Annotated in this window: 11 protein-coding genes; 4 read left to right on the top strand and 7 right to left on the bottom strand. The window is 74.3% G+C overall.

Translation table 11 applies throughout. From position 1 onward, the window contains the following. Positions 1-211: 211 nt before the first annotated feature. Both AC07DW_RS17455 and AC07DW_RS17460 read right to left on the bottom strand, forming a co-directional pair. Complete coding sequence (locus tag AC07DW_RS17455) at positions 212-487, bottom strand: hypothetical protein (RefSeq protein WP_478858530.1); 276 nt, start codon at positions 485-487, stop codon at positions 212-214. Positions 488-626: 139 nt separating this feature from the next. Then, a complete protein-coding gene (locus tag AC07DW_RS17460) occupies positions 627-1373 on the bottom strand; it encodes a LytR/AlgR family response regulator transcription factor (RefSeq protein WP_478858531.1) in 747 nt (248 codons plus the stop codon). A 118-nt stretch (positions 1374-1491) separates the two neighbouring features. Here AC07DW_RS17460 and AC07DW_RS17465 point away from each other — a divergent pair, with 118 nt between their 5' ends. After that, on the top strand, positions 1492-2145 hold the full coding sequence (locus AC07DW_RS17465; RefSeq protein ID WP_478858532.1) for an anti-sigma factor family protein: 654 nt from the start codon (positions 1492-1494) through the stop codon (positions 2143-2145). Between the two features lie 8 nt (positions 2146-2153). Here AC07DW_RS17465 and AC07DW_RS17470 read toward each other — a convergent pair whose 3' ends face one another. The 3 genes from AC07DW_RS17470 to AC07DW_RS17480 all read right to left on the bottom strand — a co-directional run bounded on the left by AC07DW_RS17470 (position 2154) and on the right by AC07DW_RS17480 (position 6687). Further along, the gene (locus AC07DW_RS17470) at positions 2154-3023 is read right to left on the bottom strand and encodes an Fpg/Nei family DNA glycosylase (RefSeq protein ID WP_478858599.1); all 870 of its coding nucleotides are present in this window, start codon (positions 3021-3023) and stop codon (positions 2154-2156) included. Between the two features lie 188 nt (positions 3024-3211). After that, a complete protein-coding gene (locus tag AC07DW_RS17475) occupies positions 3212-5332 on the bottom strand; it encodes a SpoIIE family protein phosphatase (RefSeq protein WP_478858533.1) in 2121 nt (706 codons plus the stop codon). 50 nt (positions 5333-5382) lie between these two features. Continuing rightward, positions 5383-6687 (bottom strand): DUF6777 domain-containing protein, encoded by a 1305-nt coding sequence (locus AC07DW_RS17480; RefSeq protein ID WP_478858534.1) that lies wholly within the window; start codon positions 6685-6687, stop codon positions 5383-5385. Positions 6688-6843: 156 nt separating this feature from the next. Here AC07DW_RS17480 and AC07DW_RS17485 point away from each other — a divergent pair, with 156 nt between their 5' ends. The 3 genes from AC07DW_RS17485 to AC07DW_RS17495 are packed head-to-tail and all read left to right on the top strand — an operon-like array spanning position 6844 to position 9660. After that, positions 6844-7671: a YndJ family protein gene (locus tag AC07DW_RS17485; RefSeq protein WP_478858535.1), complete on the top strand. Its 828-nt coding sequence runs from the start codon at positions 6844-6846 to the stop codon at positions 7669-7671. Next, entirely contained in the window at positions 7668-8225 is a 558-nt protein-coding gene (locus AC07DW_RS17490) for a DUF1990 family protein (protein WP_478858536.1), read from the top strand. Before AC07DW_RS17485 ends, AC07DW_RS17490 begins: the two co-directional genes overlap by 4 nt. 22 nt (positions 8226-8247) lie before the next feature. Continuing rightward, the gene (locus tag AC07DW_RS17495; protein ID WP_478858537.1) at positions 8248-9660 is read left to right on the top strand and encodes a lipase maturation factor family protein; all 1413 of its coding nucleotides are present in this window, start codon (positions 8248-8250) and stop codon (positions 9658-9660) included. Between the two features lie 132 nt (positions 9661-9792). Here AC07DW_RS17495 and AC07DW_RS17500 read toward each other — a convergent pair whose 3' ends face one another. Together AC07DW_RS17500 and AC07DW_RS17505 are read right to left on the bottom strand one after the other, a co-directional pair. After that, positions 9793-9963, bottom strand: a complete 171-nt coding sequence (locus AC07DW_RS17500) for a hypothetical protein (protein WP_478858538.1) — start codon at positions 9961-9963, stop codon at positions 9793-9795. A gap of 266 nt (positions 9964-10229) precedes the next feature. Further along, positions 10230-11696 carry an SDR family NAD(P)-dependent oxidoreductase gene (locus AC07DW_RS17505; protein ID WP_478858539.1) on the bottom strand — a complete coding sequence of 489 codons (1467 nt, stop codon included), beginning with the start codon at positions 11694-11696 and terminating at the stop codon, positions 10230-10232. Positions 11697-12109: the final 413 nt, after the last annotated feature.

The following is a 12109-nucleotide window of genomic DNA, read 5'->3' on the forward strand; positions in this document are numbered from 1 at the left end:
GCCGGGGTCAGCCGGTCGACGCCCGGATCCCGGGTCGCGGAGGACGCCCCGGCCGGAGGGGCGTCCGGCGGTCGGCGGTCGGAGCGGGGCCGGTGGTGGAGCGGGCCTGCCGGCGCATGAGCCGCCCGGGCCGGCGCGTCACCCACTCCCCGTCGGTCGACGCCGTCCCATCACCCCGCCGCACGGCGACCGCGGTGGAGCGCCCGGCACGTCAGGGGCCCGGAGGGTGGCGGGTGGTGTCGCCGAGCGCGATCTCCAGCTCGACGTACGACTCCTCCGCCCGGCGGAACGCCACTTCCACGGCGGCGGCCGTACGCGGGTCGACGAGCCCGTGGGTGGACTCCTGGACCTCGTACAGCACGTCGGCCCAGCGTCCGGCGGCGCTCCGGACCGCGGCGAGCAGGGTCCGCGCCTCGTGCGGGCCGGCCGGGCGCAGGTCCGGCAGCGCGCGCAGCTCGGCCAGCAGCGCCTCGGTCTCCGCGCTCACGACCCGGCCCCCTCTCCGCTACCCGACCCGCGGTACTCCGGTACCCGTCCGGTGATCAAGGGTAGGCGCCGCGCGCGGGCATCCGCCGCCGGGTGGCGCACCCGTCGCCGAACGGCGGCTGCCGCGCGTCGAGCGGCGGTCAGCCGCGCGCCTGGCGCATCAGCAGGTCGCGCAACTGGCGGGCGTGACGGCGGCTGACGGCGAGTTCGGCGCTGCCGACCCGCACGGTGGTGGCCCCGGCGTCGAGGCGCAGCTCGTCGATACGGCGCAGCGCCACGAGGTGGCTGCGGTGGATGCGGACGAAGCCGCGCGCCGCCCACCGCTCCTCCAGCGTGGACAGCGGGATGCGGACCAGATGGCTGCCGGTGTCGGTGTGCAGCCTGGCGTAGTCGCCCTGCGCCTCGACGTACGCGATGTCGTCGACGGCCACGAACCGTGTCACGCCGCCCAGTTCGACCGGGATCTGCTCCGGCGCCGCCGCGGGGCCGATGGGGGGTTCGGCGAGCTCACGGACCCGGCGCACCGCCTCGGCGAGGCGCTCCCGGCGGACCGGTTTGAGGACGTAGTCCACGGCCTTGAGGTCGAACGCCTGGAGCGCGAACCCCTCGTGGGCGGTGACGAACACGATCAGCGGGGGTCTGGCGAACCCGGCTATCAGCCGCGCGATGTCCAGACCGGTGAGCCCGGCCATGTGGATGTCGAGGAAGACGACGTCGATGGCGCCCTCGCCGTCGGGTCCGGCCTCCAGCGCGTGGCCGATGCGGCGCAGCGCCTCGGTCGCGTCGGTGGCGCCCTCCGCGCTGCGCACCCGCGGGTCGGAGCGCAGGAGGTAGAGCAGCTCCTCGAGAGCGGGTTTCTCGTCGTCGACGGCCAGTACGCGCACCATGGTGCGGAGTGTAGGGGCGGGGCGATTGAGCGAGAAACGGCTCGGACGCGTACTGCTTGACGTAAGGCTTCAGGGAAGCACACGGCATCGGACGCGCACGCGGGAATGAGGCACCCCCATGAGTCTGCGGGAGCGGCATCACGATGTCGCCGCCTATGCGCTGGGCGTGCTGGAACCGGCGGACGCCCTCGCGTGCGAGGAGCACCTGGCGCGCTGCGCGGCCTGTGCGGGCGGGCTCGCGGACTTCGCCTTCGCCGCGTCGGCGCTCGCCCAGCTGGCGGGCCGCGAACCGCCGCGACCCACGGGGCCGGGGCGCGGGCAGCCGGCTGCGGCGGGGCGGCGCAGGGTGCGGCGGGCGCGGCGTCCGCCGGTGCGGCGGTGGCGGGCGGGCGTCGTCGGGGTGGCGGCGGCGCTGGCGGTCGCGGTGCCGGGCACCGTCCTGCTGACCGGTTCCGGCGCGGAGGCGGGTGATCCGGGGGTGCTGCGGGCCGCGGCGACGGACACGGCGACCGGGGCGTCGGCGTCGGTGTCGCTGCGCGAGCGGGAGTGGGGCACGGAGGTGGCGCTGCGGGTGGCCGGGGTACGGGGGCCGCATGTGTGCGAGCTGGTCGTCGTCGGGACGGACGGCAGGTCGTGGCCGGTGATGACGTGGGCGACGGACGCGGGCGACGAGCCGTTCATGGAGGGCGGCACCGCGCTGCGGATCGGGGAGATCGAGCGGCTGGAGGTGCGGGCCGTGGACGGCGAGCGGCTGGTGTCGGTGCGGCCCTGAGGCGGGCGCTACTTCAGCAGGCGGGACAGGCGCCGGTCGGCGAGCGGCTTGCCGCCGGTCTGGCAGGTGGGGCAGTACTGCAGCGACGAGTCGCTGAACGACACCTCCCGGATGGTGTCGCCGCAGACGGGGCACGGTTCCCCGGTCCGGGCGTGGACGCGCAGCCCGCTCTTCTTCTCGGCCTTGAGGCGGCCTGCCGCCAGTCCGTGCGAGCGCTCCACGGCCTCGCCGAGGGTGGTGCGCATCGCTTCGTACAGCGTGGTGATCTCGTCGTCGTCGAGGTTCCGCACGGGTTTGAAGGGCGACATCCGGGCGGCGTGCAGGATCTCGTCGCTGTACGCGTTGCCGATGCCCGCGATCAGGCTCTGGTCGCGCAGGGCGCCCTTGATCCGGCGTCGTTCCCCGGCGAGGAGGGCGGCGAAGGCGTCGCGGTCGAAACCGGGGCCGAGCGGGTCGGGGCCGAGGCGGGCGACGCCCGGGACGCCGGCGGGGTCGTGGACGAGATGCACGGCGAGGCGTTTGGTGGTGCCGGCCTCGGTGAGGTCGAAGCCGTCGCCGCCGGTGAGGGCCACGCGCAGGGCGAGTGGCCCCTTGCCGGGGCGGGGCGGGCCCGAGGGCAGGACGTCGCGCCACTGGAGCCAGCCGGCCCGGGCGAGGTGGATCAGCAGGTGGAGCCCGCCCGCCTCGACGTCGAGGTACTTGCCGTACCGGCCGACGGCGGTGACGGTGGTGCCGTCCAGGGCGGAGAGCGGGGGGTCGTACGTCTTGAGGACACTGATCGCGACGGGCAGGGCGCGGGCGATCTCCTTCCCCACGAGGTTCTCGTCGAGAAACTCACGCAGGGCTTCGACCTCGGGCAGTTCGGGGCATGGCTCCAGCCTGCCGCAGCCCCGCGCGGCGCGCCGCCCGGCCGGCCCTCGGGACCGCCTATCGGGGCTTCTCCGCGTGGCCGCGGGTCCGTCCTCGACCGGCCCGGCCGGTCCGCGCGCCTTCGGGACGCCCTCGGGACGGTGCGGCACGTCCGGCGACCGGTCGTACCGGACGGGGGACCCCCGACCGCGACCGGTCACGGTCGGGGAGCGTCCGCCGGCACCGTGTCGATGGCCGACGTCCAGGGGATCTCCGCCCGCCCGGACAGGGTGAACTCGCACCAGACGCACTTGCCGGTGCCGCGCGACTCCACGCCCCACACGTCGGTGAGCCGGTCCACCAGCAGCAGTCCCCGGCCGGAGACGCCCGACAGCCCGGCCTCCCGGCGGCGGGGCAGGGCGCTGGAGCGGTCCTCGACCTCGACCCTGAGCCGCCGCTCGTGCCCGGCCAGCATGCGCAGGGTGACGATCGCGCCGCCGTCGGTGTGGAGCAGCGCGTTGGTGATCAGCTCGTCGGCGACCAGTTCGATCTCGTCGGCCCGGTCCCCCGCGCCCCAGGCGCGTACCGCCGCCCGGATCATGTGCCGGGCCGAGATCAGTGCCTCCGGGTCGCTCTGGGCGACGTGCTGCTGGAGCCGCCCGCCGGCCTGCGGGGTGTAGCCGCCCTTGCGGCGCAGCAGCAGGATGGCGACGTCGTCGTCCCCGCCGCGCTCGTCGACCACGTCGCACATGTGGTCGGCGAGTTCCTGGAGGTCGTGCGGCCCGTTGTGCACCAGGGCCGTGAGCCACTGGACGCCCTCGTCCAGGTCGGTGCCCGGCTGCTCGACGAGTCCGTCGGTGTAGAGCAGCAGGGCCTGCCCGGGGTCCAGTTCCAGGATGCCGACGGGGTAGTCGAGCCGTCCGAACTCGGCCGACAGGCCGAGCGGCATCCCGCCCTGCACCGGCACCCGGCGGCAGCTTCCGTCGGTGTCCCGCAGCAGCAGGTCGACGTGGCCCGCCCGTACCGCCTGGACCACCCCCGTCGCCAGGTCGGCCTCCAGGTACGTACAGGTGGCGAACCGGTCGGTGTCCAGCTCGTGCAGGAAGGAGGAGGCCCGGGCCATCACGGTGGCGGGCGTGTGCCCCTCCGCCGCGTACGCCCTCAGCACGATGCGCAGCTGGCCCATGACCGCCGCGGCGTGCGTGTCGTGGCCCTGGACGTCTCCGATGACCGCCCCGACCCGTCCGCCGGGCAGCGGGATGATGTCGTACCAGTCGCCGCCGATGTCCCGGCCGAGGCGGGCCGAGCGGTAGCGGACCGCGATCTGGGCGCCGGGCACCTCGGGGATCCGGCGCGGCAGCATGGCCTGCTGGAGCCCCTCCGCGAGGTCGTGCTCCTGCTCGAAGAGCATGGCGCGCTGGAGGCTCTGCGCGATGCTGCTGCCGAGCGCGACGAGGACGTTGCGGTCCTCCGGGGTGAAGCCGTTCTTGTCGCTGTAGAGCAGGCCGAGGGCGCCGATGGGGCGGGCCTGGGCGATCAGCGGCAGATAGGCGGCGGAGGTGATGCCGAGCCCGCTGATGTGCGGCCAGAGGACGGGGTAGGAGCCCGCGAAGTCCTCGGGCGACTCGATGAAGCGGGGGGCGAGGGTACGGACGACCTCGCTCATCGGGTACTGCTCGTCCACCCGGGTGTACCGGGTGCCGGGGACGAAGGACCCCTCGGGCCCGTCGGCGACCAGGTGGATGCGGCCCGCCTCCAGCAGCCCCATCACCACGCTGGTGGCGCCGAGGTGTTCCAGGCCGTGCGAGTCCTTCAGTACGTCGATGACGTCCTGGACAGTCCGGGCGTGGGCGAGGGCCGCCGTGGTGGACTCCACCACGCTGGTCTGGCGCCGCCGCTCGTCGTCCACCTCGCGCCGGGTGGTGGACTCGGCGAGCTCCTGGGTGGCGTCCCGGACGATGCCGATGATGCGGCGCGGGCGGCCGGTCTCGTCCCGCCGGATGAACCCCTGGGTGTGCGTCCAGCGCAGGCTGCCGTCGCGGGCACGGATGCGGAAGTACGTGCCGTAGTGCGTGCCGCCGCTCTTGAGGGCCTGCGCCACCATTCCGTCGAGGCGGATGGATTCGCTGGGCGGCACCCGGGGGGCCAGGCTCTCCGGTCGCCCGTCGTACTCGGTGACGTCCGTCTGGAACACGTCGAGGGCGGCCTCGTCCATGTGCATGAGCCCTGTGTCGAGGTCCCAGTCGAAGCTGCCCATGCGGTTGAGGGCCAGACTCAGATCCGGGTGGGCGGGCCAGTCCTCGGGAAGCGACAGGGCATCCGCTGCCGGATCAACCATGGAGCCACTCTGCCATCATTTGTCGGGTTTTTCGACTGTTCGGGGTGCCATCAGCCCTCGTAGGGATCCGGCTCGAGGAGTGGCATACCCTCCGCTCTGCCTCCCGTATCCGGAACTTCGGAATCAGGCGGAGCACCGGGGCCGTCCGGTACGACGGGGCCCTCGGGTTCGACGGGGCCCTCGGGTTCGACGGGGCCCTCGGGTTCGACGGGGCCCTCGGGTTCCGCGGGTGCGCCCGGGACGTCCGGGGCGTCCGGGACGGTCGGAGCCTCGGGTGCGTCCGGGGCGTCGGGAACCTCCGGTGCGCGGCCCGGGCCGTCCGGGGCGGGGAGGACCGGGGGCGGTGGGGACGGGGGCGGGGTGGGGCAGCCGGGCGGGACCGTCCGGGCACCGCCGATGGAGGTGGGGCACTCGGACGGCGCCACCGGCACGGTGTCGGCGGGCGGCGCCGTGGCCGCCGCGGCCGCCAGGTCACGCTCACCTGGGGCGAAGGGGGGCGGCGCCTCGGGGCGCCTGTCCCGCGCACCGCCGGTACCGGTGAGACGCTCGAGCCAGGTGTTGTCCCGGAGGTTCACCAGGACGAGGCTGTGCACCACCTGCTCCGTGGGCGTGACGATCACGACCCGTCCGGGGTGGTAACCGGCCCAGGGGGCGACCCTGCCGGCAACCGTACCGGCGGCACCGACCGCCGCCCCGTCCGCGCCGTCGCCCGCGCTCCCGCCCCCACTCCCGGCGAGGACCGGCGACCGCAACGGGCCGCCGCAGGCGCACCGCACCCGCGGCGCGCCGTACTGGTCGACCAGGACGGCCGTACCGGCCTGGAGGACCGTCTGGTAGGGCGCGGCCGAGCCGTCGCGGTAGGCGTGGCCGGTGACCCGGGTGTCGGCCCGCAGCACCACGGGGGTGAGGTCGCGCAGCCAGGACGCGATGCCGGCCGGGCCGATCCCGGCGGCCCGTGCGAAGGCCTCCGCCTTGGCGCCGTCGGCGGTCAGCAGGCCGGCCTGCCGCTCGACGTCGCAACTCGGGGTGGAGGGCACGCCGCCGTACAGGCCGGGCGTCGAACCGGGGACGGTGACCGGGCCACGGCCCTCCGCCACCCGCTGTGGGGGCGTGCCGGGCCCGCCCGGAGCGGGGCGGACCGTCGATGCGGTGAACGGGTGAGGCGCGCGCGCACCGGCCGGCTGGAGGCGCACGCCGCGCGCGTCCACCACCGGCGTCCCGGCCGGCTCCGCGGCGGCACCCCGGCCGCCGTCGTCCGTGCCGCCGCAGCCCGTGGCCAGCAGCCCGGCGGCCAGCAGCAGCACGGCCGGCGCGGCGGGGCCGGCGTACCGGCGGCGACGTAGCGGTGAACGCACGCGAACCTCCTTCTGATGCCTCCTGTCTGCCGGACGCCGGGTCGGCCCGCAACCGGGGCGCGGCCGGAACAAGGACTTGAACATGTTCAAAGAGAGCCCTACGCTCGACCGTGGCCCCATCGGGTTGAACATGTTCAAGAAAGGGGGTGACGCGGCGTGTCCGTACTGGTCGGCCTGATCGTGACGCTCGGCATGCTGGTGATCGTCCCGGCGGGACTCCGCCTGATGGACGCCCCGGACCTCGCGCCGCTGCGCCGCCTGTGGCCGTTGTTCGCCGTGCCGGGGGTCCTGTGCCTGTGGCTGCCGCGCGGCGCCCCGGCCACCGCGCTCGCCGCCTGGTACGCGCTGGGCACGGTGCTCCTCGCCCTGCACGCCCCGCGCCGCCTGCTCCGTACGCGGTCGGCGGCGCCCGGCGAGGTCGCCGTGCTGACCGCGCTGGTCAGCCCGTCGGTCGCCGCGCTCGCGCTGGTCGCCGAACGGCTGGGGCACCGGCTGCTCGGCTTCGACCTGGACGTCCTGGCGCTCACCGTCCCGCACTTCCACTTCGCCGGCTTCGCGGCCGCCCTGGTGGCCGGGCTCGTCTGCCGCACGGTGGACCGCCCGGCGGCCCGGTTCGCCGCGCTCAGCGTGCCGCTCGGCACCCTGCTGGTGCTGCTGGGTTACTTCCTGGACGACTGGGCCGAACTGGCCGGGGCGCTCGTCCTCACCGCCGGGATGTGGACCGTCGCACTGCTGACCTGGCGGGACGTCGCCCACGACCGGCACGACCGGCCGACCCGCGCCCTGCTCGCCGTCTCGGCCGCCGTCCTGGTGGCGACCATGCTGCTCGCCCTGAGCTGGGCGCTCGGCGAGGCGACCGGCCTGCCCCACCCCGACCTGACCTGGATGGCCGCCACCCATGGCCTCGGCAACGCGCTCGGCTTCGCCCTCTGCGCGGTACTTGCCTGGCGACGGCTCCAGGAGACCGAGGAGAACCCGGCATGACCCGTCTGATCCGCAGCCTCTCCACCCCGGCCACCCGGTCGGCGCCCGTCCGGGGGTTCACCTACCCGGAGGTCGGCGCCACCCGGACGCTCCCCCTCCCCGCCGGCTACCACCACCTGCGCCACGAGACGCCGGTCGGCCACGGCCGGGACGCCTTCCGGGCCGCCGGCACGGCCGTCACCACCTGGGCCCTGCACCGCCGGTCCGGCGCCCGGGTGCGCGCCGGGTCGGCGCGGGCCGAGCCGGGCACGACGGTGGAGGTCGGGCTCGGCGCGGGGCCGCTGTGGATCGGCGTGCCCTGCGAGGTGGTGTGGACGGTGTACGACGAGGACCGCGTCGGGTTCGCGTACGGGACCCTGGCCGGACACCCGGAGAGCGGGGAGGAGTCGTTCGTGGTGGAGCTGCGGCCGGACGGCTCCGTCCGCTTCACGGTGACGGCCTTCAGCCGGCCCGGCCGGTGGTACACCCGGCTCGCCGGACCCGTCGTACCCGTGCTCCAGCACGCGTACGCGCGGCACCTCGGCCGGACCCTGCGAAAGATCGCCACGGGCTGACAGTCGGCCGATACTGGGACCGATGGAGTGGTTCTGGTTCACCTCGTCCGACTACTGGCTGAGCCGGCTGGTCTTCCAGCGGGCACTCGCCGGGGTCTATCTCGTCGCGTTCCTGTGCGCCGCGCTCCAGTTCCGGGCGCTGATCGGCGAGCGGGGCATGCTGCCGGTACCGGCGCACCTGCGCCGCGTTCCGTTCCGGGTGGCGCCCGGCGTCTTCCATCTGCACTACTCGGACCGGTTCTTCGCGAGCTGCGCGTGGACCGGGGCCGCGTTGTCGCTCGCGCTGGCCGCCGGCGCGGGCGACGCGGTGCCGCTGGCCGTCGCGATGGCGATGTGGGCGCTGCTGTGGGCGCAGTACCTGTCCATCGTCAACGTGGGGCAGACCTGGTACGGCTTCGGCTGGGAGTCGCTTCTGCTGGAGACGGGCTTCCTCGCGATCTTCCTCGGCAACGAGGACACGGCCCCGCCCGTCCTGATCCTGTTCCTGCTGCGCTGGCTGCTGTTCCGCGTCGAGTTCGGGGCGGGCTTGATCAAGCTGCGCGGTGACGCCTGCTGGCGGGACCTGACCTGCCTGTACTACCACCACGAGACTCAGCCGATGCCCGGACCGCTGAGCTGGTTCTTCCACCATCTGCCCAGGCCCCTGCACCGGGTGGAGGCGGCGGCCAACCACGTGACGCAACTCGTCGTGCCCGTGCTGCTCTTCACCCCGCAGCCCGTGGCGGGCGCGGCGGCCGGTGTCGTCGTGCTGACGCAGCTGTGGCTGGTGCTGTCGGGCAACTTCGCCTGGCTGAACTGGATCACCATCGTGCTCGCCCTGTCGGCCCTGGACGGCTCCCTCGTGGCCGACGCGCCCGCGATGCCGCACCCACCGCTGTGGTACGGCGTCCTGGTCCTCGCCGTCACCGCTCTGGTGCTGGTCCTCAGTCGGCGTCCGGCCCGCAACCTGCTCTCGCGGCGGCAGGCCATGAACCGCTCCTTCGACCCGCTGCACCTGGTCAACACCTACGGGGCCTTCGGGACGGTCGGCCGGATCCGGCACGAGATCGTGGTCGAGGGCACCGACGAGCCGACCGACCACCCCGGCACGGTGTGGCGGGAGTACGAGTTCAAGGGCAAGCCCGGCGGCGTGCGGCGGCTGCCGCGCCAGTTCGCCCCGTACCACCTGCGCCTCGACTGGATGATGTGGTTCGCGGCGCTCTCCCCCGCGTACGCGCACGGCTGGTTCGCGCCCTTCGTGGAACGGCTGCTCGAAGGGGACCGCGACACGCTGCGGCTGCTGCGGCACAACCCCTTCCCGGACGCCCCGCCGGTGCGGATCCGCGCCCGGCTGTACCGCTACCGCTTCACGACCCGGCGCGAGCGGCGGGAGACGGGCGACTGGTGGCACCGGACCCACGTCCGGGAGTTCCTGCCGGCCACCCGGCTGTCCTGACCGCCCGCCCCCATCCCTGTTCCCCTTCGCGAGCCGCCGTCCCGTGCGTACACGCGCGTGCCCCCCGCCTGGGCGGCGGGGGGCACGGGGCGCACGGTGCGGACCGGTCGGTGGGCGCGCGGCCCGGGCCGGTCAGTCGATGCCGGGCAGGATGTGCGGCTCGGCGAGGTCGTCCTCGTAACCGGCCAGCCGGATCGGGGCCGAACGGGCCCACACTTCGAGGCTGCCGAGGGTGTCGGGCCGGGCGGACCGTTCGCCGTGTTCCGCCGGCCCCTGATCCTGCTTCATGAGATCTGGTGTCACCGCGCACTCCTTCGTGTCGCGAACCTATGAGGACATGTACTGCCGTTCGGTCGCGGTGGCGCCGGTACCCGGGCGGAAACGCGGCCTTGGTGGCAGGCCTGTCCCCGGACCCGCCTGAGGGGGTTTCGTGGATCCCTGGCGGCGAGCCGTTCGCCTCAGGTTAACCAAATGAGCGTGCTTCCGCTCGATGGAACGCGTCACACAGTCAGGATCCGGACACGTTGCCCGCTTCCGGACAGGGGGCGGCGGTCACCCTGTGACGGGGCTCACCACTTGGAGGGCGCGTAGTCCTTCAGGAAGCAGCCGTACAGGTCCTCGCCCATCTCGCCGCGCACGATCGGGTCGTAGACCCGGGCCGCGCCGTCGACCAGGTCGAGGGGGGCGTGGAAGCCCGCCTCGGCGAGCCGCACCTTGTCGGGGTGCGGGCGCTCGTCGGTGATCCAGCCGGTGTCGACCGCCGTCATCAGGATGCGGTCCGACTCGAACATCTCCTGGGCGCTGGTGCGCGTGAGCATGTTGAGCGCGGCCTTGGCCATGTTGGTGTGCGGGTGCCCGGCGCCCTTGTAGCCGCGACTGAAGACGCCCTCCATGGCGGAGACGTTCACCACGTACGTCCGCCGCGCCGGGGAGGCGGCCATGGCGGCACGGAGCTTGCTGATGAGGATGAACGGCGCGGTGGAGTTGCACAGCTGGACTTCGAGAAGTTCGACCGGATCGACCTCGGAAACGGTCTGGATCCAGCTGTTGGTGTCGTGCAGGTCCGGCACCAGACCGCCCGCGTCGATCGCGGTGCCCGCGGCGATGCGCTCGAGTGACGCCGACCCGCTCACCAGGGCGAGTTCCGTGACGTCCTGCGCGGTCAGGGCGTCCCCGCCGCGCGGGCCCGGCAGCGCGGCCATCGTCTCGACGACACCGCTGCCGAAGGTGCCGATGACCTCGGCGGGCGGCAGCTCGCCCGCCGGCAGCGGGGCGGACTCCGCGGCGACCAGCTCGCTGTACGCCTGCGGGGAGCGGCGGACCGTCTGCGCGGCGTTGTTGATCAGGATGTCCAGCGGGCCCTGGGCGGCGACGGAGTCGGCGAGGGCGACGACCTGTGCCGGGTCGCGCAGGTCGATCCCGACGATCTTCAGGCGGTGGATCCACTCGTCGCTGTCCGGCATCGCCTTGAAGCGGCGGATCGCGTCGTTGGGGAAGCGGGTGGTGATGGTGGTGTGGGCACCGTCACGCAGCAGCCGCAGCGCGATGTACATGCCGATCTTGGCCCGGCCGCCGGTGAGCAGGGCGCGCCGGCCCGTCAGGTCGGTGCGGGCGTCGCGGCGGGCCCGGTTCTCGGCGGCGCACTTCTGGCACAGCTGGTGGTAGAAGGCGTCGACCTCGACGTACCGGGTCTTGCAGATGTAGCAGGAGCGGGGGCGCTGGAGGACGCCCGCGATCTCGCCGGCGACGGAGGACGACGGCAGCACGCCCTGGGTCTCGTCGTCGATCCGCTCGGCCGAGCCGGTCGCGGTGGCCTCGGTGACCGCCTTGTCATGGGCGGTCTTCGCGGCCCGGCGCTCCTGGCGGCGGCGCTGCTTCACGGTCCGGTAGACACCGGCGGTGGCGCGGCGCACGGCGATGGCGTCCGGGTGGTCGACGTCGATCGTGTCGAGCTCCTGGAGGACGCTCAGGCAGACAGCCAGGCGCTCGGGGTCGATTCCCGGGCCGTACGCCTGGTTCTCTTCAGTCACCGTCATGGCCGCTGCCGTTCCTCGATCACTCGTATGCCACGTTTACTTTTCAAAAGCCGCACTTTACGTCAGCGGAGGGCCCCGCCGCCAAACGGTCGCCCGCCCGCCGGCGCCCCGCGTCGGCGCGCTCCCGTTCGGCAGGGGCGGCGGTACGGGTCAAGGCGTGCCCGGGACGTCGGCGGGGCGGCCGGACCCGAGGACCGGGTCAGCGGCGCGGGCGCCGGCGCTGCCACGTGTGGGGCCGGCATACGGCCCGCTGGACCCGTGCGGCCGCTGGGCCCATCGGTGGGCGTCGTCGCCCTGTCCTGCTGATGGCGGGGCTGTGCGCCGGAGCCCGGGGCTGGGCCGTCGCACGGCGCGGCGCGGTGATGGCGGCGGCGGCCGGGCGGCGGGGCGGGCATGGCGGGGCGCTGCTGTCG

This window comes from Streptomyces sp. NPDC045701 (genome assembly GCF_056432045.1).

What these genes read in the sequence shown, in the direction of transcription:
- AC07DW_RS17460 (WP_478858531.1), bottom strand. Translation starts at nt 1,373, where the DNA reads ATGGTGCGCGTACTGGCCGTCGACGACGAGAAACCCGCTCTCGAGGAG.
- AC07DW_RS17465 (WP_478858532.1), top strand. Translation starts at nt 1,492, where the DNA reads ATGAGTCTGCGGGAGCGGCATCACGATGTCGCCGCCTATGCGCTGGGC.
- AC07DW_RS17475 (WP_478858533.1), bottom strand. Translation starts at nt 5,332, where the DNA reads ATGGTTGATCCGGCAGCGGATGCCCTGTCGCTTCCCGAGGACTGGCCC.
- AC07DW_RS17490 (WP_478858536.1), top strand. Translation starts at nt 7,668, where the DNA reads ATGACCCGTCTGATCCGCAGCCTCTCCACCCCGGCCACCCGGTCGGCG.
- AC07DW_RS17495 (WP_478858537.1), top strand. Translation starts at nt 8,248, where the DNA reads ATGGAGTGGTTCTGGTTCACCTCGTCCGACTACTGGCTGAGCCGGCTG.
- AC07DW_RS17505 (WP_478858539.1), bottom strand. Translation starts at nt 11,696, where the DNA reads ATGACGGTGACTGAAGAGAACCAGGCGTACGGCCCGGGAATCGACCCC.